The organism is Stenotrophomonas geniculata ATCC 19374 = JCM 13324 (assembly GCF_001431625.1).
Lineage (GTDB): Bacteria > Pseudomonadota > Gammaproteobacteria > Xanthomonadales > Xanthomonadaceae > Stenotrophomonas > Stenotrophomonas geniculata.
The window spans coordinates 1-26,883 of sequence record NZ_LLXT01000103.1; the positions used below are offsets into that span (position 1 = coordinate 1).

23 protein-coding genes are annotated in these 26,883 nt (G+C 67.1%); 7 read left to right on the forward strand and 16 right to left on the reverse strand.

Annotated elements, in window-relative coordinates:
* Positions 1–167: 167 nt before the first annotated feature.
* Positions 168–1,040, reverse strand: a complete 873-nt coding sequence (locus ARC63_RS10450) for a DMT family transporter (protein ID WP_057503237.1) — start codon at positions 1,038–1,040, stop codon at positions 168–170.
* 115 nt (positions 1,041–1,155) lie between these two features.
* Here ARC63_RS10450 and ARC63_RS10455 point away from each other — a divergent pair, with 115 nt between their 5' ends.
* Complete coding sequence (locus tag ARC63_RS10455) at positions 1,156–2,100, forward strand: LysR substrate-binding domain-containing protein (RefSeq protein ID WP_010486365.1); 945 nt, start codon at positions 1,156–1,158, stop codon at positions 2,098–2,100.
* A gap of 68 nt (positions 2,101–2,168) precedes the next feature.
* Positions 2,169–2,462 carry a hypothetical protein gene (locus ARC63_RS10460; protein WP_005415831.1) on the forward strand — a complete coding sequence of 98 codons (294 nt, stop codon included), beginning with the start codon at positions 2,169–2,171 and terminating at the stop codon, positions 2,460–2,462.
* Positions 2,463–2,493: 31 nt separating this feature from the next.
* Here the strand turns inward: ARC63_RS10460 and ARC63_RS10465 are convergent, their stop codons facing one another.
* Positions 2,494–3,309 carry a DUF4349 domain-containing protein gene (locus tag ARC63_RS10465; protein ID WP_057503238.1) on the reverse strand — a complete coding sequence of 272 codons (816 nt, stop codon included), beginning with the start codon at positions 3,307–3,309 and terminating at the stop codon, positions 2,494–2,496.
* A complete protein-coding gene (locus ARC63_RS10470; RefSeq protein WP_057503239.1) occupies positions 3,306–3,662 on the reverse strand; it encodes a GFA family protein in 357 nt (118 codons plus the stop codon). Before ARC63_RS10470 ends, ARC63_RS10465 begins: the two co-directional genes overlap by 4 nt.
* A 112-nt stretch (positions 3,663–3,774) precedes the next feature.
* Between ARC63_RS10470 and ARC63_RS10475 the strand changes: the two genes are divergently transcribed.
* Positions 3,775–5,583 (forward strand): DUF885 domain-containing protein, encoded by a 1,809-nt coding sequence (locus ARC63_RS10475; protein ID WP_057503240.1) that lies wholly within the window; start codon positions 3,775–3,777, stop codon positions 5,581–5,583.
* 467 nt (positions 5,584–6,050) lie between these two features.
* Here ARC63_RS10475 and agp read toward each other — a convergent pair whose 3' ends face one another.
* The 3 genes from agp to ARC63_RS10495 all read right to left on the reverse strand — a co-directional run bounded on the left by agp (position 6,051) and on the right by ARC63_RS10495 (position 10,817).
* Complete coding sequence (gene agp / locus ARC63_RS10485) at positions 6,051–7,256, reverse strand: bifunctional glucose-1-phosphatase/inositol phosphatase (protein ID WP_057503241.1); 1,206 nt, start codon at positions 7,254–7,256, stop codon at positions 6,051–6,053.
* Positions 7,253–9,085, reverse strand: a complete 1,833-nt coding sequence (gene smrA, locus ARC63_RS10490; protein ID WP_057503242.1) for a multidrug efflux ABC transporter SmrA — start codon at positions 9,083–9,085, stop codon at positions 7,253–7,255. The genes agp and smrA overlap by 4 nt, the downstream gene beginning before the upstream one ends.
* A 172-nt stretch (positions 9,086–9,257) precedes the next feature.
* Positions 9,258–10,817: a serine hydrolase gene (locus ARC63_RS10495; protein WP_057503243.1), complete on the reverse strand. Its 1,560-nt coding sequence runs from the start codon at positions 10,815–10,817 to the stop codon at positions 9,258–9,260.
* Positions 10,818–10,927: 110 nt separating this feature from the next.
* Here ARC63_RS10495 and ARC63_RS10500 point away from each other — a divergent pair, with 110 nt between their 5' ends.
* The 3 genes from ARC63_RS10500 to ARC63_RS10510 are packed head-to-tail and all read left to right on the forward strand — an operon-like array spanning position 10,928 to position 13,168.
* Positions 10,928–11,371, forward strand: coding sequence for a VOC family protein (locus ARC63_RS10500; RefSeq protein ID WP_019337612.1), 444 nt, complete (start codon positions 10,928–10,930; stop codon positions 11,369–11,371).
* Positions 11,368–12,186: a DUF72 domain-containing protein gene (locus tag ARC63_RS10505; protein WP_057503244.1), complete on the forward strand. Its 819-nt coding sequence runs from the start codon at positions 11,368–11,370 to the stop codon at positions 12,184–12,186. Before ARC63_RS10500 ends, ARC63_RS10505 begins: the two co-directional genes overlap by 4 nt.
* Positions 12,187–12,220: 34 nt before the next feature.
* Positions 12,221–13,168 carry a DMT family transporter gene (locus ARC63_RS10510; RefSeq protein ID WP_057503245.1) on the forward strand — a complete coding sequence of 316 codons (948 nt, stop codon included), beginning with the start codon at positions 12,221–12,223 and terminating at the stop codon, positions 13,166–13,168.
* 30 nt (positions 13,169–13,198) lie between these two features.
* Here ARC63_RS10510 and ARC63_RS10515 read toward each other — a convergent pair whose 3' ends face one another.
* From ARC63_RS10515 to ARC63_RS10540, 6 genes are all read right to left on the reverse strand, one after another.
* Positions 13,199–14,359, reverse strand: coding sequence for an AAA family ATPase (locus ARC63_RS10515; RefSeq protein WP_057503246.1), 1,161 nt, complete (start codon positions 14,357–14,359; stop codon positions 13,199–13,201).
* A gap of 121 nt (positions 14,360–14,480) precedes the next feature.
* Complete coding sequence (locus tag ARC63_RS10520) at positions 14,481–15,551, reverse strand: sensor domain-containing diguanylate cyclase (protein WP_057503247.1); 1,071 nt, start codon at positions 15,549–15,551, stop codon at positions 14,481–14,483.
* 116 nt (positions 15,552–15,667) lie between these two features.
* Positions 15,668–16,390 (reverse strand): pseudouridine synthase, encoded by a 723-nt coding sequence (locus ARC63_RS10525; protein WP_010486389.1) that lies wholly within the window; start codon positions 16,388–16,390, stop codon positions 15,668–15,670.
* Between the two features lie 34 nt (positions 16,391–16,424).
* Positions 16,425–18,089 carry a sensor domain-containing diguanylate cyclase gene (locus ARC63_RS10530; RefSeq protein WP_057503248.1) on the reverse strand — a complete coding sequence of 555 codons (1,665 nt, stop codon included), beginning with the start codon at positions 18,087–18,089 and terminating at the stop codon, positions 16,425–16,427.
* Positions 18,090–18,199: 110 nt separating this feature from the next.
* Positions 18,200–20,623: a putative bifunctional diguanylate cyclase/phosphodiesterase gene (locus ARC63_RS10535; RefSeq protein WP_057503249.1), complete on the reverse strand. Its 2,424-nt coding sequence runs from the start codon at positions 20,621–20,623 to the stop codon at positions 18,200–18,202.
* 217 nt (positions 20,624–20,840) lie between these two features.
* Positions 20,841–22,787, reverse strand: a complete 1,947-nt coding sequence (locus tag ARC63_RS10540; RefSeq protein ID WP_019337605.1) for a DEAD/DEAH box helicase — start codon at positions 22,785–22,787, stop codon at positions 20,841–20,843.
* Between the two features lie 267 nt (positions 22,788–23,054).
* Between ARC63_RS10540 and ARC63_RS10545 the strand changes: the two genes are divergently transcribed.
* Entirely contained in the window at positions 23,055–23,276 is a 222-nt protein-coding gene (locus ARC63_RS10545; RefSeq protein ID WP_010486399.1) for an RNA-binding S4 domain-containing protein, read from the forward strand.
* An 11-nt stretch (positions 23,277–23,287) separates the two neighbouring features.
* Here ARC63_RS10545 and ubiM read toward each other — a convergent pair whose 3' ends face one another.
* The 4 genes from ubiM to ARC63_RS10565 form a co-directional block, all read right to left on the reverse strand.
* A complete protein-coding gene (gene ubiM / locus ARC63_RS10550) occupies positions 23,288–24,463 on the reverse strand; it encodes a 5-demethoxyubiquinol-8 5-hydroxylase UbiM (RefSeq protein WP_057503250.1) in 1,176 nt (391 codons plus the stop codon).
* Between the two features lie 79 nt (positions 24,464–24,542).
* Positions 24,543–24,932, reverse strand: coding sequence for an MAPEG family protein (locus ARC63_RS10555; protein ID WP_057503251.1), 390 nt, complete (start codon positions 24,930–24,932; stop codon positions 24,543–24,545).
* A gap of 11 nt (positions 24,933–24,943) precedes the next feature.
* Positions 24,944–25,489, reverse strand: coding sequence for a DUF4019 domain-containing protein (locus ARC63_RS10560; RefSeq protein WP_010486405.1), 546 nt, complete (start codon positions 25,487–25,489; stop codon positions 24,944–24,946).
* A gap of 58 nt (positions 25,490–25,547) precedes the next feature.
* A complete protein-coding gene (locus ARC63_RS10565) occupies positions 25,548–26,711 on the reverse strand; it encodes a COG3904 family protein (protein ID WP_010486407.1) in 1,164 nt (387 codons plus the stop codon).
* Positions 26,712–26,883: the final 172 nt, after the last annotated feature.

Sequence of the window (26,883 nt, forward strand, 5' to 3'; positions counted from 1 at the left end):
CGGATTCACCGAGAAGCGCAGGGGACCGACGTGCGAAGCGCGGCGGCTCGCGACCTGGCGGCGCGTTTCTTTTGGTTACTTTTCTTTTCGCGCGAAAAGAAAAGTAACGCCCATGAACAGTGAAGCACCTTCAGCACGTGCCATGTGCAAACATGTGCAAAAACGCCTCAGCCCTTCTGACTCACCGCCACGCTCCCCAGAATCAACGCACCGGCAATCAGCATCTGCACCGTCACCGCCTCGCCCAGGAACAACCACGCAAACGCCGCGCCGAACAGCGGAATCAGGTACGTCACCGTCGACGCGCGTGACGGGCCGATGCGGCCAATCAGGCGATAGAACATCAGGAATGCCAGGCCGGTGCAGGCCAAGCCCAAGGCGATCGCTGCACCCCAGGCCTTCAGCGGAATGGCGGCCTGTGGCCAGTGCGTCACCGCCATCGGCAGCATCCACAGCGAGGCACACGACAGCGTGGCTGCCGCCGCCGCGGCCGATGGCAGGCCGGTCATGTGCCGCTTCACCAGGTTCACGCCCAGCCCGTACAGCAATGACGCCGCAGCGCCGGCGATCACTGCGGTACCAATACTCAGGCCGGACACCTTGGCGGTGGCCAGCACCACCACGCCGGCGAAACCAACCAGCAAGGCGCCGGCGCGGCGCATGCCTATCTTCTCGCCGAAGAACAGGAACGCGATCAGCGCGGCGAACAGCACGGTCATCGCATTGCAGATCGCGCCGATCGCCGCCGGCGCCTGCTCGGCAGCATAGGCGAACAGCACGAACGGCAGCGCCGAATTGATCAGGCCGATCGGTGCCAGCCACAGCCAACGACGCGGCGGGAACTGCGCGCGGGCGCGCCACAGGAACGGCAGCAGCACCAGCGCGCCCAGCACCAGCCGCACCTCGACCAGCGCGAACGGGCCGAACGACGGCACCGCCACCCGCATGAACAGGAACGAGCAGCCCCAGATGGCGCCCAGCAGGGTCAATTCCAGCGGTGTGCGCCAGTCGCGCTCGACCGCCTGTGGGACCGCATTCATACCCTGCCTCCGTCCATCGTCTGTTTCTCGCCAAGGCAGACAGGATCGGGTGCAGACGCCCGCCGCACAAGCGCGTAGTATCGCTGCCAGCCACAAATATGGTTTGAGGCTCGACATGCAGCTACGCCCTTCCCTGCTCCCCGCACTGGCCGTCTTCGCGGTCGCGGCGCGCCATCAGAACTTCGCCCAGGCCGCGCAGGAACTGCACCTGACCGCCAGCGCGGTCAGCCACCATGTGCGGCGCCTGGAAGAGGTACTGGAGACCCGGCTGTTCCTGCGCCATGCCCGCGGCGTGCGCCTGACCGCGGAGGGCCGGCAGTTGGCCGACGCCGCCAGCGCCGCCTTCACGGATGTCGCGGCGGTCGCCCATCATCTGCAGCCGGATGCCGACAGCGTGCCGCTGCGGATCACCACGCTGCGCTCGCTTTCCTACTGCTGGCTGCTGCCTCGACTGCCTCGCTTCACCCAGGCCTATCCGCACATCCGCATCGAGCTGCACACCGGCAGCGGCCTGGATCGCTACGACGACAATGGGCCCGAGGTCGGCATCCGCTACGGCCTGGGCCAATGGCCGGGCCTGCGTGCGCAGCATCTGATGGACGACTACCTGTTCCCGGTGGCCTCACCCGCGCTGGCCGGGGTCGAAACGCTGGACGATCCGGCCCGCATCGCCGAGCTGCCACTGCTGACCGACCTGTCACCGCAGGGTTGGCGCGACTGGTTCCGTCACGCCGGCGTACGCCCACCGTCGCCGCTGCCGCCGATGCACACCTTCGCCGACAGCACCGATGCGATGCGTGCAGCGGTATACGGCATGGGTGCGGTGCTGGCGCGCACCCACATCGCTCAACCCTACCTGCAGCGCTACGAGGTGGTGCGCCTGCCCGGCCCGGCGCTCAAGGCGCGCTATGCGTATCACGTGGTGCATGCCGAAGGACAACCACCCAGCCCCACCGCGCGCCTGTTCATCGACTGGTTGCTGGAGCAGGCGCAGGACGAACGCACGCCGATTCCGGCATTGCCGGACAGCCTGCTCGGGCGCCCGGCCACACGCGCCTGACTGCGCCCTCACCCGCTCTTTGCTTCACGCTGGCTAGGCTGCTGGCGAACCCACAACGTACCTATGCCATGGCCATGCTGCGACTGCGCATCACCGGAACCGAAGACGACGCCCGCGCCATCAGCGACCTGCTGCTCGGCCTGGACGGCATCGAACATGTCGAGGAAACCGACGACCTGATGCCGCACATGGACGACGACGATTCCAGTTCGGCCGGGCTGTCCGATGACATCGGCCCGGGCATCCACGAGCTGGAAGTGGAAGTCGGCAATGAAAGCACCGCGCAGAAGGTGCGCGATGCGGTGCAGGAGCTGGCCCTGGAACTGGATGTGTTCGTCGAGTACGAGACCGACGAGGGCTGATGCCGGCAGGCTACCGGCATCAGCCTTCACCTCAGAGGTTGGGCGGTAGCTTGCGACGACGGCGACGCCACCACGCCCGCACACCCCAGGCCGCGATCAAGGCCAGCACCGCCACCGGCAGCAGCGCGGCAACCGCGCGGATCAGGAACGCCACGCTGGTGCTGAGGATGCTGCCCGACTCGCTCAGCGCCTCACCGATTTCGCTGCGGCTGCGTTGGCCCGAGGTGGTGTCGAAATGAATCGTCACCAGCTGGGTATCGATGCGCCGGCGTTGCTGCGCTGAATCCTTGTTGGCCTGTTCGACGCCGGCTTCGATCTCGGACAGGCGCGTGGTGATCGCCATCAGGTCCTCGATCTTCAGGTCCTTGCGGTCCTGGTAGGACAGCAGCCGCGCGTGTTCCTTCTCCAGCCGTGCCTTGGTCAGTGCCGTATCGGCCACCGCCTGAGCGAGGTCCTCGGCGCGCGTGTTGCGCGACTGCAGCGTGCCCCCCTCACCGGCCAACGCGATCAAGGGCTCAGTGCCCTTCGGCGCGATGCGTACCTTGACCTCGCCGCTGGGCTGCTCGCCACTGCGCTGGTCGACCTGCAGCACCGCACAGTCACCGAACTTCGCGCTCTGGCAGGCCTGCGCCACCTGCTGGATGCGGGGTGCGATCTGCGCCGCTTCCAGCTGGACCTGCACGTCGTGTTCGTAGGCGAGGAATGCGCCTTCCGGTGAAGCGACGGCAGCTTCGGCGGCACTGGCGCCCGCATCGGCCGCTGCATCGCCGTGTTTGGCGCAGGCTGCCAATGCAAGCAGCAGCACCGGCACTGCGATCGTGCGCGTCCACGCGCGCACCGGCCTCACAGTGCGGCTCCGTTGTAGGAGGTCACCGAAAGACCGGCCAGATCCACCTGCGGCACGCAGCGCACGTTCACCGCCACCATCGGCGTGCCGGTGCGCCGGTCGACCGCTTCGCTGTAGGGCGCGACACCGCACTCACGGCAATGGTGATGGTCGATGTGGGCCTTGTTGAAATGATAGGTGGCCACGTCCGCCGGATCGGTGGCCAACTGGAACGCCTCGCGCGGGGCAAACCACAGCAGGCTGCCGCGGCGGCGGCACATCGAGCAGTTGCAGTCGATGACGTCGCTGATCGGCGCCTCGGCCTGTACGGTGAATGCGATCCTGCCGCAATGGCAGCTTCCCTGGTATTCCATGTCCTGCGCTCCGCTGGAGGGTCCGTGTCTGCGCCCATGGTAATCCTATGGCACGGGGACAAAGCAGCCCCGGGGCCCTATGCTCGGGGTTTGACCCTGTACAGGAACGCCGATGCGCCCGCATCTTCTTGCCCTCGCCCTGGTCGCCGCCCTGGCCGGTTGCCAGCCGGCCGACGCCCCGACCAACGCTTCCACCCCGGCCGCCAGCCAGCAGGCCGGTGACGCGGCGGTCGATGCCGCCTTCGCCGATCTGTCCAAGCGCGCCCTGGACACCTGGATGCAGCTGTCGCCGGTCAGCGCCACCCAGATCGGCGACCACCGCTACGACAGCGAACTGGACGACCTGAGCGCCGCCGGCCAGCAGAAGACCGTGGCGGCGTACAAGGCGCTGCTGGGCGAACTGGACAAGATCGAGGTAGCCAAGCTGGGCCGCGAGAACCAGGTTGACGCGGCGATCCTGCGCAACCAGCTGCAGTCGGAAATCTGGAACGCCGAAGTGCTGCAGTCCGGCAAATGGGACCCGCAGCTGTACAACGGCATCGCCGGCAGCGCGATCTACGGCTTGATGGCGCGTGAATTCGCGCCGCTGCCGGAGCGCCTGAAGTCGGCCACCGCGCGCATGGAAAAGCTGCCGGCGATCTTCGCCCAGGCCCGCGAGAACCTGGATCCGGCCCGCGTGCCGAAGATCCATGCCGAGACCGTGGCCAAGCAGAACAAGGGCATCCTCAGCATCGTCGATACCTTCATCACGCCGCACATCGGTGAACTGCCGCAGGCCGACCAGCAGCGCCTGCAGGCGGCCATCGACGGCCTGAAGAAGGCGGTGGACGAGCAGCAGACCTGGCTGGACAAGACCCTCGTGCCGAACGCAAAGGGCGATTTCCGCATCGGTGCGGAAAAGTACGACCAGAAGCTGAAGTTCGCGCTGAGCTCGTCGCTGTCGCGCCAGGAGATCGGTGAGCGTGCACGTGCCGAACTCAAGCGCGTGCGCGAAGACATGTACGGCATCGCGCAGACCGTGCTGAAGGACAAGCCGGGTGCGCCGGAAATGCCGGCGCAGCCGACCGACGAGCAGCAGCAGAAGGCGATCGAGGCCGCGCTGGAACTGGCCTACGCCGACAAGCCGGCACGCGACAAGGTGGTCGACGATGCCAAGGCCGCACTGGAGCAGTCCACCGCGTTCGTGCGCGAGCACGACCTGATGACGCTGCCCGATGCGCCGGTGGACATCATCCTGATGCCGGAATTCCAGCGCGGCGTGGCCGTGGCCTACTGCGATTCACCGGGCCCGCTGGACAAGAACCTGAAGACCTTCTACGCCGTGTCGCCGATTCCGGACGACTGGAACGACAAGCAGGTCGACTCGTTCCTGCGTGAGTACAACTCGCGCATGATCCACCTGCTGAGCATCCACGAAGGCACCCCGGGCCATTACCTGGAAGGCTGGCATTCGGCCAAGTTCCCCTCCACCCTGCGTGCGGTACTGCGTTCAGGCCTGTTCGCCGAGGGCTGGGCGGTCTACACCGAGCGCATGATGCAGGAGCAGGGCTACCTCAACAACGACCCGCTGTTCCACCTGGTGCAGCTGAAGTTCTACCTGCGCACGATCTCCAACGCGATCCTCGACCAAGGCGTGCACGTGGACAACTGGGATCGCGAGAAGGCGATGCACCTGATGACCCACGATGCGTTCCAGCAGGAGAGCGAGGCAGCGGGCAAGTGGGTGCGTGCACAGCTGACCTCGGCGCAGCTACCGACCTACTTTGTCGGTGCGCAGGAACACTTCGACACCCGCAAGGCGATGCAGGACAAGCTGGGCGACAAGTTCAACCTCAAGGCCTACCACGACCAGATGCTGTCCTACGGCGCACCGCCGGTGCGTTTCGCCCGCCAGCTGATGCTGGACCAGCCGATCGAGTGATCGCGCCGGTGTGAATGATAACGGCTCGGGGAAACCCGGGCCGTTTTCTGTTCTGGCGGTTGCGAACTGCCATCCTGGTGGGTGCGAACCTTGGTTCGCACCGCTTCTGCCGCCACTCAATCAGACGATGTGGATATACAGCTTCCTCGAGTCCAGTCTCAAATCGAGGAAGTACTCCACACCACACCCGCGGCAGGCAGCGGGACAATCCTCATCGCTCCCACGTTGGTTCTCCGAGGCATCAGCCACCACCGGATATCCACAATCAAAACACGTAAAGGCAATGTTGCTGCCATGGGGGTCGGCCCATATTTCATCTCCATCGCCGTCCATTACAAGAAAGTCCGTGATGTTCATGATTCACCGGGATCGCTTGGTTGATTGCTGGAGACTACTCGAATCCGAGCATAAGGGGCGCGAAGCTGCTTCCGTCTCATCACACTGCGACGCCGCCATCCATCCCGGATTCAAGGTGAATGCAACAGGTTGTTGAACTGCGCTTCACTGCAACCCGACTGCGCGCAGCCCGGCAGCATCAGCTCCACCCGGCCCGGCGGCTGTGCGTCGGTCAACGGGATCGCACCACGTAGCTGCTCGCGCGTGGGATAGACATACACCAACCGGTAACGCACTTCACCGGCCCCACGATCACGCCAGCGCTCGAACTGCAGCAGGCCGCCGATCGGCGTCTTCTCGTACTGCCCCGGCAGGCTGTAGTCCGTGATTCCCAACGCCACCAGCACCGAACCGATGTTGGAATCGTGGCCGACCAGCAGGCTCACCTTTGGCGATGCCGGGTCCTCGAACAACGCATTCACTCTTGCCAGCAGCGGAGCGGCCACATCGCGCGCCACCTCGGGCGTTCCGAACAGGATGTCCTGGTAGCGGTTGCGGATCTGCGCCAGCGCCTGCCATTGCGCCTCGGTGGTCAACCGGCCCCAGCCTTCGCGGGGGATGCCACTGCCCTGGTAGTGCTCCATCAACAAGGCATCGACCAACCCGCTGGCCAGGGCCAGCGAACCGGACGCGCGTGGTTCCTTGCCCGGTTCCGCATTGAAGATCGTGTCGGCCAGCATCAGATGGCACTCGCTGTGCCCCGCACAGGCCGCCGACTGCGGGTAGCGGGTGATCTGCTCCACCACGGACAGTGCCGGTGCCAGTTCCGATGCGGCCAGCGCTCGCTGCATTGCCGACAGTGCGCGCTCGCGGAAGACCATGTCTCTGTTGTGGATCACCGGATTGAACAACGGATCCATCGTGCCCAGCGCCATGCGCTGCTCGACTGCGACATGACAGCCCGGGAAGGCACCGGCAACGAAGAACTGCGCGGTGGCCTGGGTGCGCTGAAGGCTGTTGGCATGGGCGTGGAAGTCAGCCAGCTGCGGGCAACCCGAAGCCGGCAACAGCTGCGCCTGACGCAGCCACTGGCCCATGTAACGGCCCATGTAGACCTCCAGCACGCCGCCTTTGGTAGTGAGCTCGCCTGCGCCCACGTCCCAGCCTGGCCAGCGCTCCGGAGTGGCATTGGCCAGCGCGCCCGACGCCACCACCGGCGCGCGCAGGTTGTGGCGGCTGAGCAGGATGACCTGCTCAAGCTGGTCGCCTTCCACGGGTGCCGGTGCGGTGGCTGCGGCCGTGGTTGCCAGGCTGAGGGCCAGCAGCAGAGCGATCACTGATCGGCAGCCACAAAGCCACCGGTCTGCCGCGCCCACAAGCGCGCATACAGGCCACCGGCAGCTATCAGCTCGGCATGGGTGCCGGTCTCGACGATGCGGCCCTGGTCCATCACCACCAGCCGGTCCATGCGCGCGATGGTCGACAGCCGGTGCGCGATGGCGATCACCGTCTTGCCTCCCATCAACTGGTCCAGGCTGTCCTGGATCGCTGCTTCCACTTCCGAATCCAGCGCCGAAGTCGCTTCGTCCAGCACCAGGATCGGTGCATCCTTCAGCAGCACGCGGGCAATGGCGATGCGCTGGCGCTGGCCACCGGACAGCTTCACGCCACGCTCGCCCACATGCGCGTCGTAGCCACGACGCCCCTGCCCGTCCACCAGCGTATCGATGAAGGCTTCGGCACGTGCCTTGGCTACGGCTGCACGCAGCTGCTCATCAGTCGCATCCGGGCGGCCGTACAGCAGGTTGTCGCGGATCGAGCGGTGCAGCAGCGAGGTGTCCTGGGTGACCACGCCGATCTGCTGGCGCAGGCTCTCCTGGGTGACGTAGGCAATGTCCTGATCGTCGATCAGGATGCGGCCGCTTTCCAGGTCGTACAGGCGCAGCAGTACGTTGACCAGGGTCGACTTGCCGGCGCCGGACGGACCGACCAGGCCGATCTTCTCGCCCGGCTTCACCACCAGGTCCAGGCCGGCAATCACACCGCCCTTTTTACCGTAATGGAAGTGGATGTCCTGGAAATGCACGCCGCCTCGGGTCACCTGCAGCGGCACCGCATCCTCGCGGTCCTGCACGGTCAGCGGCTGGGCGATGGTGGTGATGCCATCCTGCACCGTGCCGATGTCCTCGAAGATGCCGTTGATGGTCCACATGATCCAGCCGGACATGTTGTGGATGCGGATCACCAGGCCGGTGGCCAGGGTGATCGCGCCGACGGTGATGTGGCCGCCATTCCACAGCCACAGCGCCAGCCCACAGGTACCGGCGATCAGGAAACCGTTGACGATGGCGATGGTCAGGTCCATGCCGGTGGTCACCCGGGTCTGCGCGCGGTGCTTGACCGCCAGTTCCTGGATCGACTCGGCCACGTAGGCCTGCTCACGCCCGCCATGGGCGAACAGCTTCAGCGTGGGAATGTTGGTGTAGCCATCGACAATGCGGCCCATTGCCTTCGAACGTGCTTCCGAGGCGATCCATGCCCGTTCCTTCGCGCGCGGCACGAAGTAGACCATGATCACCACGTAGGCCAGCAGCCACAGGATCAGCGGCAGCATCAGCCGCCAGTCGGCCTGCGCGAACAGGTACAGCGCGGTGCCGGTGTAGACCACGATGTACCAGAGCGAATCGACCATCTGCACCGCCGACTCGCGCAACGAGGTACCGGTCTGCATCACCCGGTTGGCCACGCTGCCAGCGAAGTCGTTCTGGAAGAAGCTCAGGCTCTGCCGCACCACGTAGTTGTGCATCAGCCAGCGCGAGCGGTTGCTCAGGCCGGGCACGATCGCCTGGTTCACCAGCAGGTTGTGCAGGCCGACCAGGATCGGCCGCGCGATGACCGTGATGAACAGCATCCAGCCCAGTTCATTGGCGTGGCGCTTGAAGAAGCCGGCACCCGGCTGCTCGGCGACCATGTCGACGATGCGGCCCAGGTAATCGAACATCGCCACTTCCACCAGCGCCAGCAGCAGGCCGGCGATCAGGGTCGCCAGCAGCACTGGCCACACCGGGCGCAGGTAGTGCAGGTAGAACGGCAGCACCTTGCGCGGCGGCATGCGCCCGTCCACGGGCGGGAACACCGGAATCAGGGATTCAAACCAACGGAACATTGCATTCCCTCGCCTCTTGCAAGCGGCGAAGTATCCCACGCCGGATGTGTACGCCAGCCGATGATCACCCGGTTCTGGTAGCGCCGGGCCATGCCCGGCGATTCCCCCTGCAACCGCGCTGCGCGCTCGCCGGGCATGGCCCGGCGCTACCGATCATGTGGGCCGCATCGGGTTACGTTGCCGGGGTGAACAGCAGGTCCTGGAAATCGAAGCTGAAATCGGTCAGGTCGGAGATCGACTGCATGCGCACCTCGCGTACCTTGCCGTCCGGGTCCAGGCTGAAGTTCACGAACGCGTCGGCGTTGAGCGAACGGTCGTCCCAGCGCACGATGAAGGTGTCGTGCTGCCAGTGCTCCAGGCGTCCGCTCAGCTGCGCGGTCTTCATGAAGCGCAGGCGCAGGCCCTTGCCCTCGGCACTGATCTGCATGTCGCCATACCAGCGGTCACGGAAGGTGCCGGTGTAGCCGGCCAGTGCCAGCGACGGCTTGCTGCCCTTGTCGCGCGCGCTCTGGTGCTTGGCCCAGGCTTCGTCGGCCTTGTCCTGGCCCTTGGCCACGGCCTTGGCATAGGCGTCCACCCAGTCGTGCTTCCCGCCGCCCAGATAGGCATCGAGCACGCTCAGGGTGATCGCATTGAACGCCGCGCCCACTTCCTGGTTGGTCAGCACCACCACGCCCAGCTTCTCGCCCGGCACCAGGGTCAGCCGCGAGACCATGCCCGGCCAGCCACCGGTGTGCCAGACCAGCTTCTGCCCACGGTAATCGCTCAGGCTCCAGCCTTCGCCATAGCCGGCGAAATTGGCTCGCGCCGGTGCCAGCTCCGGCACGCTCGGCGCCGGGATCGACTGCGGGGTGATCATCCGCCACATCTGCTGCTGGCTCTTTTCGCTGAACAGCGGCGTGCCATCGGCCAGTTTGCCTTCGGCCAGCTGCACCTTCATCCAGCGCGCCATGTCATGCGCGCTGGAATAGATGCCACCGGCGCCGGCGTTGTTCGACCAGGTCAGCGGCGCAACGGTGCGCAGGTCCTTGAAATCGTACTTGGCGTGGCCGACCGCGGCCTTGTCGCCGGGCTTCAGGTGATCGGCGTTGTAGCGCGTGCCGGCCATGCCCACCTTGTCGAAGATGCGGGTCTGCAGGAACTGCTGGTAACTCATGCCAGAGACATGCTCGATCACCTGCTGGGCGACCGCGTACAGGATGTTGTCGTAGGCATAGCTTTCGCGGAAACCGCCCTTCAGCGGCACTCTGCCCAACCGCTCCACCACTTCGGCATTGCTGTAGGACGTGGTCGGCCAGAACAGCAGGTCACCAGCGCCCAGGCTCAGGCCACTGCGGTGGGACAGCAGGTCACGGATCGTCATCTGCCCGGTCACGAACGGGTCGGACATGCGGAACGACGGCAGGTGGTCGATCACCTTGTCGTCCATCTTCAGCTTGCCGTCCTCGGCCAACAGGTTCAGCGAGGTGGCGGTGAACGCCTTGGTGTTGGAAGCAATGGCGAACAGCGTATCGGCCTGCACCGGTTCCGGCTTGCCCTGCTCGCGCACGCCCCAGCCGCGCTCCAGCACCACCTCGCCATCCTTGACCACCGCCACGGCAATGCCGGGCACGTCGAACTGCGCGCGCACGCGCTCGACGGTCGCATCCAGGTCCTGCAGCTGCGCCGGGGTGGCAGCACTCGCCATGGTCGTGCACGCCAGCAGCACGGCTCCTCCAATCCAGGGTTTCATCCAGCACGATCTCCGAACAGGGGTGGCGGCCATGTGCAGGCCGTCACCGGGGTTTCGCGGGATGGTAACGTTCTGCGGCGCACCCTGCCCTGTGCCATAGGAGGGGTGTCATGGGCGGGAACGGCCAACCGAGCAACGGCTCCACCATCATTCCGTGCCTGCGCTATCGCGACGCGCAGGCCGCCATCGACTGGCTGCAGCGCGCCTTCGGCTTCCATGCCCAGGCTGTCTACGCCGATGGCGATACGGTGTTCCATGCGCAGCTGACCTTCGGCAGCGGCATGATCATGCTCGGCTCGGCCGACAGGGAAAGCGCCTGGAGCCAGCATGCCGCGATGCCGGACGAGGTGGGCGGCCGCCAGACCCAGAGTGCCTGCGTGATCGTCACCGATGCCGACGCCCATTACGCCCGGGCCAAGGCCGCAGGCGCCCGCATCGTCATCGACATCGCCGACCAGGACTACGGCGGCCGTGGCTATGCCTGCGCCGATCCGGAAGGCTACCTGTGGTGGTTCGGCAGCTACGATCCGTGGCGCGCGGACCACGACCAGTGACCGCCGCAGCGATCCGCTGCGGCATCGGCGGCTGGGTGTTTCCCGAATGGCGCGGCGGCGTTTTCTACCCCGTGGGCCTGCCGCAGCGTGAAGAACTGGCCCATGCCAGCCGTGCCCTGCGCTGCATCGAAATCAACGGCACCTTCTACCGCACGCCCACCGCAGCACAGTGCGCGCAGTGGGCCGCGCAGACGCCGGAAGGCTTCCGGTTTTCGATGAAGGCACCACGCTACCTGGTGCAGCGCCGCGACTTGTCCAGCACCGTGGAAGCAGCCACACCGTTCCTGCAGGCAGCACTCGCGCTCGGTGACCGGCTTGGCCCGTTGCTGTGGCAGTTCGATCCGCGCCATCCGGCCGACGCCGATGCATTGGGTGCCCTGATGGCGCAGCTGCCGAAGCAATTGGACGGGGTGACGCTGCAGCATGCGCTCGAGGTCCGCAACGCCGAGACACATGGCCCGGCACTGGTCGACGCCGCGCGTCGCCACGGCGTGGCGCTGGTGATCGAAGACAGTGACGAGGCGCCATTGCATGGCGATGTCAGTGCCGGCTTCGTCTATGCGCGGATCAAGCGCAGCCAAGCCCGCTTGAAGGAGGGCCTGCTGGCGCCCATGCAGCAGCGCTGGGCCGAACGGGCCAGGCGCTGGTCGCGCGGCGAGCCGGTGGACGACCTGCCCTGCCTGGCAGGGCCCGCCCCTGAAAGCCCGCGCGAGGTCTACCTGCTGTGCATCGGCGCGGGCAAGGCGCGCAACCCGGCGGCGGCGATGGCCCTGCAGCGGCGGGTGGACACTTCCAGCAATCCCTCACGCGGATAGCGCTGCGGTCATCGGCTTGCCTCACAATAGGCGGATGAGCAGACCCGACACCCGCAAAGCGCTGTGGCAGATCCATTTCTGTGTCCTGCTGTGGGGCATCACCGCCATCCTCGGCAAACTGATCACCCTGCCCGCACTGCCGCTGGTGTGGTGGCGCATGCTGCTGGTGACGGCGATGCTGGCCCTGCTGCCACGGGTGTGGCGCGGGCTGCGTACCCTGCCCCTGCGGCTGGTGGCCGGCTACGCCGGCATCGGCGCGCTGGTCGCCCTGCACTGGCTGACGTTCTACGGTGCGGTGAAGCTGGCCAATGCCTCGGTGGCCGCCACCTGCATCGCGCTGGCGCCGGTGTTCACCTCGATCATCGAGCCATGGGTGGCCAAGCGGCCGTTCCAGCTGCGTGAACTGGCGTTCGGCCTGGCGGTGCTGCCGGGTGTTGCGCTGGTGGTCGGCGGCGTGCCCGATGGCATGCGCCTCGGTGTGTTGATCGGCGCGATCTCGGCGCTGCTGGTGGCAGTGTTCGGCTCGCTCAACAAGCGCATGGTCAGCCACGCGGATCCGCTCACGGTCACCGCACTGGAGCTGGGTGCGGGCACCCTCACCCTGACCCTGCTGGCACCGCTGATGCCCTACCTGCTGCCGGCGCTGGCCAGCCCGCTGTGGGTGGTTCCGGACCTGCACGACGGCATCCTGCTGCTGGTACTGGCCGGCTTCTGCACGTTGCTGCCGTTCGCCCTGGCCCTGGTCGCGCTGCGCCACCTGAGCGCCTACACGGTGCAGCTGGTGACGAACCTGGAACCGGTCTATGCGGTGGTACTGGCGGTGGTGCTGCTGCGCGAGCAGCACGAGGTCACCCTGTGGTTCTACCTGGGCGTGGCGATCATCGTCGGCGCGGTGTTCCTGCATCCGCTGCTGAACCGCCGCAAGCCGGTGCAGCATCCGGAAATCCTTGGCACGGCCGAGGCACGCAACATCGCCGATTGAGCGCGTCCACGCAGAGCGTGGATGGCCGTATCAACGCTGCGGCCAGTGCCATGCCGGCGCATCCAGCAGGCCCTGCCCGCTCAGCAGCGTGCGGCCCTGTTCCTTGTGCAGGTGCAGCGAATGACAGCCGGGCGCTTGCTCCAGTGCTGCGATCAACCGGCTGGCGTGTGACACCACCCACACCTGGCTGCGCGCACTGGCCGCGATGATCATCCGCGCCAGCGCAGGCAGCAGGTCCGGATGCAGGCTGGTCTCCGGCTCGTTGAGCACCAGCAGCGGCGGCGGGCGTGGCGTGTGCAGTGCCGCGGCCAGCAGCAGGAAGCGCAGCGTGCCGTCGGACAGTTCGGCCATCGACAACGGCCGCAGCAACCCCGGCTGGTGGAAGCGCAGGGCCAGTCGACCGTCCAGCTCTTCGAAGCCGACCGTGGCGCCGGGGAACGCATCGTCGACGCTGCGTGCCAACGCGACCGGATCTCCGATTTCGAGAATGGTCACCCAGGCTGCCGCCAGATCCCGGCCGTCGTGATGCAGCACCGGCGTGCGCGTGGCCATCGCCGGTTGTCGCGCCGGGGCATCGGCATCGCTGCGGAAATGGTCGTAGAAGCGCCAGCGACGGATGTACTCACGCAAGGCGATGGTTTCCGGCATGCGCTGCGGATCGCCGACCTGGGTGAACAGGCTGTCGAACAGCGACAACCGGTCATCCACGAGATCCCAGCCGCGCGCATGACGTTGCCGCACCATTGCCCCACGGCGATCAACCAGCAGGTTGGCGCTGCGCAGGAACGGCCCGGCCCAGATCGCCTCCACCTTGATCTGCGGATCCAGCGCAAACGCCGAATGGCTGGGCGGCGGGTAGCCCAGGTCGATGGCATAGCCGAATTCGTCGGTGGTGAAGCCGAGCTTCAATCCCACCGATGGCTGCCGAGGGCCACCCTGCAGCGGGATCTCGCCGGCCGCGACCCGGCGATCGATGGATTCGGGGCCGGCCCACAGCGCCGAACCCAGCCCCCCTTCGCGGGCCAGCACCGCTGCAACGCCGCCCTGTGCGGTCTCCGCCAGCAGGCGCAGCGCGCGGTACAGGCTGGACTTGCCACTGCCGTTGTCACCGGTCACCACGTTCAGCTGCTGCAGCGGCAGGACCAGCCCGTGCAGCGAACGATAGTGGGCGATGGCCAGGGTCTGCAGCATGGTCGGCGTCCGTGGGAACAGGAACGGCATATTCGCCGGGCACAATCGCACAGGCCGCGACACGGCGTTATCCCATCGGCAAAATCATCCACGCATGGCGTGGACCTACTGCATGCAGGGCTCAGCCCGCCCGTTCCACCCGGTTGCGACCGTTGCCCTTGGCCCGGTACAGCGCCTTGTCGGCGCGCGCCAGCATGTCATCCACGCTTTCACCTGCCTGGTGCTGGGCAACGCCGATGCTGATCGTGACCGGGAAACCCAGCGGAAGGTCTGCCACGGCCAGGCGCAGGAACTCGCATTGCAGTTCGGCCGTGTGCAGATCGGTGCCCGGCATCACCGCCACGAACTCCTCGCCGCCATAGCGCGCGGCCATGCCACGGCCGGCAAAGTGCGAGCGCAGCAGCACGCCCAGCTCGGCCAGCACCCGGTCGCCGGTGGCGTGGCCCTGGAAATCGTTGATGTGCTTGAAGTGATCGATGTCCAGCAAGGCCACGCAGGCCAGTCCCGGCTGCCCATCGGTCTCCGCCACCGCCTCTTCCAGTGCCGCCGCCATCGCGCGGCGGTTCGGCAGTCCGGTCAACGCATCGGTGCGGCTCTGCTCGGCCAGGTCGGCATTCTGCGCCAGCAGCACGTCCTGGTACTCCGACAGCAGGCGCTCGTAGTCATCGCGTTCCAGCATGTGCTTCTGGATGTCGAGCGCGAAACGGCGCAGCTCCATCACCAGCATCACCTGCCGTGACAGAGCGGCCAGTGCCTCGGCCTTGTCGCTGGGCAGGTGCTGCGGATGTGCATCGAACACGCACAACGTACCCAGTGGCAGGCCATCGGAACTGATCAGTGGCGCACCGGCGTAGAAGCGGATGTGCGGGTCACCGGTCACCACCGGGTTGTCGTGGAAGCGGATGTCCTGCAACGCGTCCTCGACCACCATGATTTCCTGCGGCTGCAGGATGGCATGGCCACACATCGATTCGCTGCGCAGGTTCTCCGCCGCGTCGATGCCCTGGATCGACTTGAACCACTGCCGCTCGACATCGATCAGGGTCACCGCCGCCATCGAGGTACCGCAGACCGCCTTGGCGATCGCCACCAGGTCGTCGAATGACTTCTCGCGCTGCGAATCAAGGATCCGGTAGCGGTACAGCGCCTCGAGCCGAAGCGCTTCGTTGGCAGGCTTGTCGGGCTTGATCATGCAGCGTCACATTCCGGCAGGTCACTGCGGAGTCTAGCCGATGTAGAGCCGAGCCCATGCTCGGCTGCACCCGGACAAAAGGGCAGCCGAGCAGGGCTCGGCTCTACAGAGGCCGTTTACCAGTCCAGCTGCTTCGGCAACAGGCCCTGCAGCTCCTGCTCGGTCAGGTTGCGCCACTGGCCCGGCTTCAACGCGCCGATCTTGATGTTGTCGATGCGCACGCGGCGCAGCTGGGTCACGCGATAGCCGAATTCGGCGGCCATCAGCCGGATCTGCCGGTTCAGGCCCTGCTGCAGGGTGATGCGGAAACCGAACTTGGCGATGCGCGAGGTCTTGCACGGCAACGTCATCTGGTCGTGGATGCGCACACCGCGCGCCATGCCGCGCAGGAACTCATCGGTAACCGGCTTGTTCACCGCCACCAGGTACTCCTTCTGGTGGCCGTTCTCGGCACGCAGGATCTGGTTGACGATGTCGCCGTTGCTGGTCATCAGGATCAGGCCTTCGGATTCCTTGTCCAGGCGCCCGATCGGGAAGATGCGCTGCTCGTGGCCGACGAAATCGACGATGTTGCCCTTGACCGAGGTTTCGGTCGTGCAGGTGACACCCACCGGCTTGTTCAGCGCGATGTAGACATGGCGGCGTGCGCCGGGCTTGCGGGCCACGCGCGCGCGCAGTGGCTGGCCGTCGACCAGCACCTGGTCTTCGTCGCCCACCACCGCGCCAGTGCCGGCCGGATGGCCGTTGACGGTGACCCGGCGGGCGGCGATCAGGCGATCGGCCTCGCGGCGGGAGCAGAAGCCGGTGTCGGCGATATGTTTGTTGAGTCGGGTGGTCATCGCCCTATTATCCGGCATCGCCGCTCGCAGCGCTTCATGCCAGGCCGGGCGGATCGAGCTCTTCACCGTCGAACACCCGGTTGCGGCCGGCGCGCTTGGCCACGTACATGGCATGGTCGGCCCGCCGCAACAGCCCGGCCAGATCGTCCTCGCCCGGCCGCCACTGCGCCAGGCCGATGCTGGCGGTCACTTCCAGCCCCGGCACCTGCAGGGCCTGCCCGGCCTCGGTGATGCGCTGGCGCAGGCGGTCCAGCCGCGCCGACGCCGCCTCGCGCGGCATGCCGGGCATCAGCAGCAGGAACTCCTCGCCGCCCATCCGCACCACTTCGTCCTGGCTGCGCACCGCAGTGCGCAGCGCGCGTGCCACCGCCACCAGTACCTGGTCGCCCACGGCATGGCCGTGGCGGTCGTTGATGTCCTTGAACAGGTCGATGTCGAGGAAGCCGATCACCAGCGGGCCACGCTCACGGTCGACCTGTGCCAGGTGACGGGCCAGCTGCTGCAGGCCGGCGCGGCGATTCGGCAGTCCGGTCAGGCCGTCGGTTTCGGCCAGCTGACGCAGTTCATCGCGCTGCTGGCGCAGTCGGCCCAGCCGCTGGTTCATGGCATAGGCGGCCATCATCAGCAGCCAAGTCACCGCCAGCTGCAGTGCTTCGACCCGGTACTCCAACAACCATTCCGCACGGCAGGCATCGGCGATGATCAGGACCAGCATGGGTGCCAATGCGGCCAGTCCTGCCTGCGACCAACGGTCGCCACGCCAACGTGCCCATACGCCCATCAGCAACGCCAGGCCACACCCCAGCAGATAGGACACCTGCAGGCCCTGCGCGACCCAGGCCAGCTGTTCCCAGCGCAGCCACGGCACCAGGACGGCCAGCGCCACCAGGCCCCACAGCACGGTCGCCTGCAGCGGCCGCGACCGTGGCCATACGCGGTCACCGCCGTTCAGCCGCCACAGTGCCGGCAGTACCAGCGCCTGCGTGGCAGCGGTCAGCGAGAGCAGCCACCAGGCCCCACGCTCCCCCACCGGCAGCCACGGTTCCGGGTAGCCGCTGAGGCCACCGAGGATCGCCTGCCACAGCACCAGTACCGTGGTGCCGGCGACGTAAACCAGGAAGCTGCGATCGCGCGTGGTCAGGAAGGCCATCAGCGCCGACAGCGCCAGTGCGATCGCCACGGCGATGCAGGCAGCACGCATCAGCAGGCGGGCGGTGTCGTTCTGCTGCACCGGGCTGGGCGCGCCCAGCCGCAGGGTCGGTACCCAACGTGTCTTCAGCGGTGTCTGCCAGGAAACCAGGAACGGCTCATGGCTGCCGGCCGGCGGTACGGCCACCAGGCCGATGCCTGCACGGAAGCGCGAATCACGGGTGCGGGCGTCGTGCATGTTGCCGCAGATTTCGCGGTCACCGTGCTGTACCCGCACTTCGCCGGCAAAGACATTGAACACGTCCAGCGCCTGTGGCTGGCCCGACCAGCCTTCCCGCGGAGCCGGCACCAGCACCTGCTGGCGCGGGCCCGACAGCATGTGCGGCGTGCACGCACGATGCGGGGTGGGCTCATCGGTGGCGCCACCGACCAGCAGGTAATCGCGCCCCGATTCCACCGCTGCGGCCTGCAGCGGCCACGGCGTCGCCAACCACGCCAGCAGTACGACCAGCACCGCTCCCGTTCCGTACTGCCACTGCCTGCCGCCCACGCCACATCCTGTTGTTGCTTACGCCCGCGCCCACTGCGCGTCGCCCCTGGCCGGCATTATCGCAGCCGGACGTACGCCGCACGTGTAGACCAAAGTCGCCGCCACGCCGTTCAGCCAGCCCCCGGCGGCCCCTTCACCGCGACCAGCCGCACCGGGCGCAGATCGGCCAGGGTCAGCCGCTCCAGCGGCTGCGGGCGTTCGATGGCATAGCCCTGCAGGCCCTGCACGCCAAGCCGGGTCAGCGCACCGGCAACCTCGGCGGTCTCCACCCACTCGGCCACCACTTCCATCTGCAGCTCTCGCCCGAGCTCGCTGATCGCGCGAACTGTGGCGTGGCTGACTGGATCAGTATCCATGTCCCGCACGAAGGCGCCGTCGATCTTCAGGATGTCCGCAGGCAACTGGCGCAGATAGCCGAAAGAAGACAGGCCGGAGCCGAAGTCATCCAGTGCCATCCGGCAGCCCCGCGCCTTGACCGCATCGATGAATGCACGGGCCTGGGTGAGGTTGCTGATCGCCGCAGTCTCGGTGATCTCGAAGCACAGCTTGGAGGCCAGCGCGCGGTTGCGCTCGAGCAGGTCGCAGACGAAGGCGAGGAAGCCGGGCTCGGCGATCGACTGCGCCGACACGTTGACGTTGCACAGGCCCAGCTGCCGGACGTGTGCCGGGCACACCTGCAGGTGCCGGAACAGCAGGCCGAGCACGTGCCGGTCCAGCGCCACCGCCATGCCATAGCGCTCCACCGCCGGCATGAACTGGCCCGGCAGGTGCAGGCTGCCATCGCTGCCGCGCATGCGCACCAGCACTTCGTAGTGCAGGTAGGTCGGATCGCCCACGCGGGCGATGCGTTGCGCATACAGCAGCATGCGGTTCTCGGCCATCGCCAGGCTGACGCCCTGCAACCGCTCGGCTTCCCGGCGGCGCTCCTCCAGCGCCATGCGGTTCTCATTGAAACAGTGCACCCGGTTGCGACCGGCCTGCTTGGCGGCATAGCAGGCGCTGTCGGCAGCACTCATGAGCCAGTTCGCATCGGGGGCGTCGGCGCTGACTTCAACCACACCGATGCTGCAGCTCAGCTGCGGGCTGCCCTCGCTGATCGGGAACGTGGCCTGGCCCAGGTTGCGGATCACCCGCTGCAGCACCCGCTTGGCCTCGTCCTGCCCGGCATGGGCGAGGAACACGGCGAACTCGTCGGCGCCCAGGCGGCCGACCCAGTCACCGTCACGCACTGCAGCCACCAGATAGTCGGCGAAACTGCGCAGCATCTGGTCACCGGCGGCGTGGCCGAAGCTGTCGTTGACCAGCTTGAAGTGGTCCAGGTTGATGTAGCACAGCGCATGCGTGCCGCCGTCGCTGCGCACCTGCAGCAGCGAACGTTCCAGCAGCCGCTCGATCTCGCGCCGGTTGATCAGGCCGGTCAGCGGATCGTGGCTGGCGTGGTGTTCGATCTCGCGCGCCAGGGCATGGTTCTGGCTGACATCCTCGATGATCGCAAACACCGACAGGCCACCTCCCGCGCTGCGCACGCCGGTGCCACTCCAGCGCCCCCACACCAGGCTGCCATCGCGGCGGCAGAAGCGCAGCTCACTCGGCCGCAGCTGCCGGTCCCAGTCAATGCGGCCGACGCCATCGATGACCAGTTCGCCTTCCATCAGCAGATCACCGAGCGACATCTGCAGCAGCACGTCGCGTCGGTAGTCGAGGATATCGGCCATCGCCTGGTTGGCTTCGATCACCTTGCCGTCGGTGTCGAGCTTGAGCATGCCGACATTGGCCTGGTAGAAGGCCGCACGGAAGCGGCTTTCGTGCTCGGTCAGGTCCTTGCCGACGCGGCGCGCCAGCGCGACAGCCATCAGGCTGATCGCCAGCACCGACAGCCCACCGACCACAAGCGTGGCGATCCGCACCATCGTGGCCATGCGCAGCAACGCCTGGGAAAATGCCTGTGCCTGCACCTGCAACCGCCGGTCCAGATCACGCAGCTGCTGCAGGTACCGGTCGCGGTCCGCCACTGGCAGCGCCCCCTGGGCATGCCCCGACTGCAGCTCGGCGACCAGCCGCTGCACGGCCAACAGGTCATCATCGGTCTGTCGCCACAGCGTGCTTGCTTCCCGGAATGCACCGATGTCGCGTGCATAGCGGAACGAGAACACCAGGCGCGGAATATCGGCGCGCGCGTTGCCGCCCTGCAGGAAGCCCTGCCTGGCCTTCTCCTCGTCCGGTACCGCCTGTTCCAGCGCCAGCCGGGCCTGCAGATCCCCCAACGGAATCCGCAGCGCCTGGCGCGCGTCGTCCAGGTCCTGGGCATCACCGCGCGCCAGATAGCGGCTGAGTGCGGCGGTCGCATCCTGCTGACCACGCGACCAGTAGCCCTGGCCGGCGATCCATGCGGTGGAGGCCGCCTGCAGCTCCTGGATCAAGGCGGACAGCGCGACCAACCCGATCGCCATGCCCGTCAACAACGCAAAGCGCAATCCCAGGCCACGGGTCATCGGCACCCGCCGGCTCTGCTGGTCCGTGCCACTTCTACCCATCCCGGATCCCCCCGAATGTGCTGCGGTGACAACCTCCCTTGGAACCGGCCCAGCCTATGACCGGCAATGTGTGGGCCATGCGAAAAAGGGGACGGAGGGGATTAAGTCGTTTTCGGCATAAGCGCGCGGCCTGCCATTTACGACTTAATCCCCTCCGTCCCTTTTCCTGTACGCCAGCCCGGAGGCTGGCGTTGATCAGGACGGCTGCGGGTGCGGCTTAGAAGCTGCGCGGGCCGCGCGGCTTGAAGCCGTCACGACGCGGCGGGCGGCTGTCGCGGTCACCGCCGCGGTCGCCACCATGGCCACCCGGACCACCCGGGCCGCCACGACGCGGGCCACCCGGGCCGCCCGGACCACGCTTGTCGAAGCGCGGCTTGAACGGACGCGGGGCCGGGTTGGTGTCTTCACCCGGGGCCAGCGCACGCATCTGCAGCTGCTGGCCGGACACCCACACTTTCTGCAGGTGCGACAGCACGTCCGGTGGCATCTGCGCCGGCAGGTCCAGCAGCGAGAAGTCGTCGTGGATGTCGATGCGGCCGATGAAGCGGCTTTCCAGTCCGGCTTCGTTGGCAATGGCGCCGACGATGTTGGCCGGCTTCACGCCATGTTGGTGGCCCACCGAAATGCGGTAGGTCTCCATGCCCTGCTCCGGTGCACCACGCGGCGGAACCTCGCGGCGCGGACGCTGCTCGAAACCACCTTCGGCGTCGTCACGACGCGGGCCACGCTCGAAGCGCGGACCACGCTCGTTGCGGTCGAATCGATCGCCACGCTCCGGACGGTCGCCACGGTCGAAGCGCTCGCGCGGCGCGCGCTCTTCACGCGGGGCGCGCACCGGCGGCTGCAGCAGGAACGGGGTGTCACCCTGCAGCAGCTTTGCCAGCGCGGCGGCGATCTCGATGGCGGGCACGTTCTGCTCGTTCTCGAAGCGCTCCAGCAGCTGGCGGTAGAAGTCCAGGCCACCGGCGCCGAGGGTTTCGCTGATGCGCGAGGTGAACTTGTTGATGCGGGTGTCGTTGACCGCCTCCACGCTCGGCAGCTGCATCTCTTCGATCGGCTGGCGGGTAGCGCGCTCGATCTGGCGCAGCATGCCCTTCTCGCGCGGGGTGGCGAACAGGATCGCCTCGCCGCTGCGGCCGGCACGGCCGGTACGGCCGATGCGGTGCACGTAGCTTTCGGTGTCGTACGGGATGTCGTAGTTCAGCACGTGGCTGATGCGCTCCACGTCCAGGCCACGGGCGGCCACGTCGGTGGCCACCAGGATGTCCAGCTTGCCCTCCTTCAGCATGGCGATGGTGCGCTCACGCTGGGCCTGCTGCATGTCACCGTTGATGGCGGCAGCGGCCAGGCCACGGGCCTGCAGCTTGCTGGCCAGTTCTTCGGTGCCGGCCTTGGTACGCGCGAAGATGATCATCGCGTCGAACGGCTCGACTTCCAGGATGCGGGTCAGCGCATCCAGCTTGTGCATGCCGCTCACCCACCAGTAACGCTGGCGGATGTTGGCCGAGGTGGTGGTCTTGGCCGCGATGGTCACTTCCACCGGGTCCTGCAGGTAGGTCTGCGCGATGCGGCGGATCTGCGGCGGCATGGTGGCCGAGAACAGGGCCACCTGGCGCTGCTCCGGCAGCTTCTTCAGCACGGCTTCGACGTCGTCGATGAAGCCCATGCGCAGCATTTCATCAGCTTCGTCCAGCACCAGGGTCTTCAGCTCGGACAGGTCCAGGGTGCTGCGGTCCAGGTGGTCGATCACGCGGCCGGGGGTACCGACCACGATGTGCACACCACGGCGCAGGGCCGACAGCTGCTGGCCGTACGGCTGGCCGCCGTACACCGGCAGCACGCGGAAGCCCGGGATCTTCGACGAATAGGACTGGAACGCCTCGGCAACCTGGATGGCCAGCTCGCGGGTCGGTGCCAGGATCAGGGCCTGCGGCTTGATCTGCTGCAGGTCGATGTTGGACAGTACCGGCAGCGCGAACGCGGCGGTCTTGCCGGTGCCGGTCTGGGCCTGGCCCAGCACGTCGCGACCTTCCAGCATCGCCGGGATGGTGGCGGCCTGGATCGGCGACGGGGTTTCGTAGCCGATGGCGGTGACCGCCTGCATCACGGGCTCGGACAGGCCGAGCTGCGCAAACTGCAGCGGCGCTTGGGAATCTTGGGACATGGGGAACTCCGAAGACACTGCCGTCTTCCTGGCAGTGCGATAAAAAAGGTGATGGTCCGCGCTTTGGGCGCCCTTCTTATCGCGTGCCCTGGCGCTGCTCGGTTGGAGGAGATTTCACTCGCTCAGAGCGGAATCATACCGCATTGATCCTGAACAAGGCGTACAGCTTGCCGTGCGCGTGTCGTCATGCCCCGTGCTGGCGCACAATACGCGCCCTCTTCCCCGGCCCGGCCGCTGGCCCGCGCCCCTTCCCAGGAAACCCGCTCCATGCAGATTCTCGAATTCGACCTCGACGGTGACTACGTCGAACTCAAGCAGTTGCTGAAGCTGGCCGACCTGGTCACCAGCGGCGGCGAAGCCAAGATGGTCATCGGTGACGGCCAGGTGCGGGTCGATGGCGAAGTCGAACTGCGCAAGGCCTGCAAGATCCGCGCAGGCCAGGTGGTCGAATTCGCCGACAGCCAGATCCGGGTGCTGGCTGCCGGCTGATCTGAAGCTGTTCAGGCCACGCGCTGGGTCAGGTGCGAGGCAATCAGCTGCCTGAACGGTGCTACGCCCTGCGCCAGGCGCAGGCCGGCCGCCCGCAGCAGGCGCGCCGGACGGCGATCGTCGGTGTACAGGCTGGCGATCGCATTGGTGGCCTCGTACAGCGGCCGCGACGCCAGCCGGTGACCGCGCTGGTAGCTGGCCAGCATGCCGGCCGCGGCAATGTCGGCACCGCGACGCTGCTGGTTGACGATGCCCTGCGCCAGCCGCTGTGCGCTGGCCAGTCCCAGGTTGAAGCCATGCGCGGTGACCGGGTGCATGCCGACTGCGGCATCGCCGATCAGTGCCGAACGCCCGCCGACAAAGCGGTGCGCGTACACACCTACCAGCGGATACGCCTGCGGCGTGGCCACCGGCTGCATGCGGCCCAGGCGATGTTCGAAGCAACCGCTGATGGCCTCACCGAAGGCCACCTCATCCATTGCCAGCAGTTCTTCAATCTGCCGCGGCGGCAGCGTGATCGCCGACGCCTGGCCCTCGTTGAGCGGCAGCAGCGCCATCGTGCGGCCGTAGCCGAACCATTCCCAGGCAGTGTGGTGATGGTCGCGCTCGACCTGCATGCGGCACACCAGCATCGACTTGCCGAAGTCGCGCATCTGCGCACCGATGCCGAGCATGCGGCGGGTGGCGGAGAAGCGGCTGTCAGCGGCCACCAGCAGCCGCGCATGCAATTGGCTGCCGTCATCGAGTTTGACCACATGGCCCTGTGCATTGGCCTGCACGCCCTGCACCTTGCGCCCGTCGAACAGCTCCAGGCCGTCCTGGCCCTGCACGGCATCCCATGCAGCACGGCGGATCAGATGATTGGGCACCAGCCAGCCCAGCGGCTGGCCGTCGACCTGGCTGCTGGCGAAGGTCAGCGCGAACGGCGAGCCACCATTCATCACCTTGGCATCGCGCAGTTCAGCGACTTCGGCATGCGGCAGGCGCTGCCATAACCCCAGCTGCTCCATGCTCTGCCGCGAGGCATGGGTCAGCGCGATCTCGCGGCCATCGAAGGCGGCTTCGGCCAAGGCTTGGCGCGGCTGCACTTCGACCAGCCCGACCTGCAGCCCGCTGCCGGCCAGCGCGCGCGCGAAGCACAGGCCTGCCGGTCCGGCGCCGACCACCACCACGTCCATCCTGCGCATGCGCGCCTCCTGCCGTTGATTCAGTCCGGGCCAGCATAGCGCCGCGCGCATGACTGGCCTTGATCTGGATCAGGCCCGGCTACAGCAGTGCGAACACCAGCGCCAGGATCGACAGCAGCGACACCAGCCACACCAGGCTGCGCACGTAAGGCACGCCCGCGGCATACAGCGGCAGGTAGACCACACGCGCCCAGACGTAGGCCTGCGCAGCCAGCGCCGTGGTGTCGTTGCCGCGCCCAGCCACGACCACTGCGATGGCGGCAGCGGCAAAGAACGGGAAGGTTTCCAGGAAGTTGGACTGCGCACGCTGCAGGCGGCCGGCCAGCGGGCTGAGCGGCTTTGCATCGCCATCGCGTGCCGAGGCATTCCACTTCATCCCGCGCTCGCGGGTGACCACGGTGGAGGTGGCGAAAATGTAGACAAAGCCCAGCAGCACCGACCAGGCCAGCATCGTCAGTTCAGTTGCCATCATGCATCTCCTCAGGGTGCCGACGCACGCAGGCTGTAACCGGCCAGGCGCCACACCTGGTCCTCGTCGAAACGGAACGAGACCAGCTCGCGCACCGGCTGCGCGCTGTTGGCGAAACGGGTCGGGAAGCTGACGTTGATGTACAACCCTTCCGGCACCGCAGCGCCGGCGCTGTACTTGACCCGGGTAATGGTCGGCTGGCCGCGGCCGGCCAACGCACCCAGGCGCGTGCGCTCGCTGGTCAACTGGCTGACGAAGGCGGCCTTCGGTACCGCACGACGCGCGACGGCCGAAGCGCCGTCCCACAATTCGCCTGCGCGGTTGGCATCCACCAGCTGCGCCGCCTTCACTGCGGCCGCACCCATTTCCGCGTCCTGTTTCTGCACCTGCGCCTGCTGCGCGGCGGTCAACACCGGAGCGCCGGCGGTAGCCGGTTTTGCAGCCGCTGGCGAGGCCGGTGCCGGGCGCGCGGGTGCCGGGGCGGGCGTGGCCGGCGCAGGTGCCTGCGCCAATGCGGTCAGGGGCAGCAGGGACAGCAGCAGGAGCACGCGCTTCATGGACACCGCCGGTTCTCGGGAAAGAACCGCAGTCTACGCCAGCGCGGTGAGCTGTTCGTCAGCGCGCGTTGGCGCTGCCTTCCACCGTGGCGGCATCGGCCTGCGCGGCAGGCGTGCCGGAGTCTGCCGGCGCCTGTTCGGCCACCGGCGGCGGCTCCGACGGTGCCGGCGGCAGCGTTGCCACGTCGATCTCCGACAGCGGGCTTTCTTCCGGGCACACTGCATCCGGGAAACCGAAGCGCTGCTTCAGTGCCTGGCCGCAGCTGTTGATCGATTCCATGTCGGCGCCTTCGCGCTTGCACTGCTGGTCGAAGGCGATCAGGAACGCGTCCTTGCGCTGCACGAAATCATCGCCGCAGGCCCGCATCTGCTTGATCCGTTCCAGATCGTCCTGCACCGCGTTGGTGCCATCCAGGCCATACTGGCGCAGCTCGTCCGCGGTCAGCAGGCGCAGGCTGCGGTTGGGCACGGTCATCATCAGATCAGCCACGCCCACCGCCACGCCGTTGCGCTGCAGGTAGTCCTTTACGTTGTCGTAGACCTCGTGCAGCTCGCGGTTGAGCTCTGCGCGCGAGGTGGCCTTGGAGCTGATGCGCATCATGCGGTGGATGCCAACCTTGCCTGACAGCAGGCGGTTGTCACCGGCGGCCAGCACGAACACGCAGGCACTGTGGCAGATCGAGCCTTCGCGCACCCAGATGGTCCAGCCGGATTCACCGATACTGTCACCGGCGACGATGGCCGATTCCACCTGGCCCCCGCTGGAATCCAGGTCGAGGATGCGCTTGTGGATCTTCTGCTGGTCGGCAACCACGGCCAACCGCCACATCATCTCGGCGAAGCCCGGGTTGATCTTGCCGGCGTAGCGCACGCGCATCAGGCCACGTTCGGCGCAGGGCGCCAGCGCCTGGCTGATCTGCTCGCGCTGCAGGCCTTCCAGCTCGACACCGTCGCCCGCGTCACCGGCATATTCGGTGCTGCAGCTGACCCACGCACGCCCGTTCTCCAGCTGCGCCTGCGGCCACGGCCGATCCGCCCGGCTGCGCGGCGGCGCCGGCGGCGGTGGCGCATCGGCGGCGTTGATCGACACCATGTTCTCGCCATCGCTGGCGGGAGCCCGCGCCGCTTTGTCGGCAGCCGTCACATTGCCCGGATTCTCCAGCTGACTGCAGCCCGCCAGGGCCAGGCACAACAGGGGCAACCAGCGGAGTTTGGCGGACATCGGGCAACCGGATTTCAAGGGAGCAAGGGCCACAGTCTACCCGTCCGGGGCGCGCATTCAGCGCGTGGTACTGAACCCCTTCTGACCCTTGGGAAAGCGTGTCGACCAAGGTCGACACCTACCAGAGCGGGATGCCCTTCCGACAGATCGCAGGAACCTGTCGAAGGCGGGG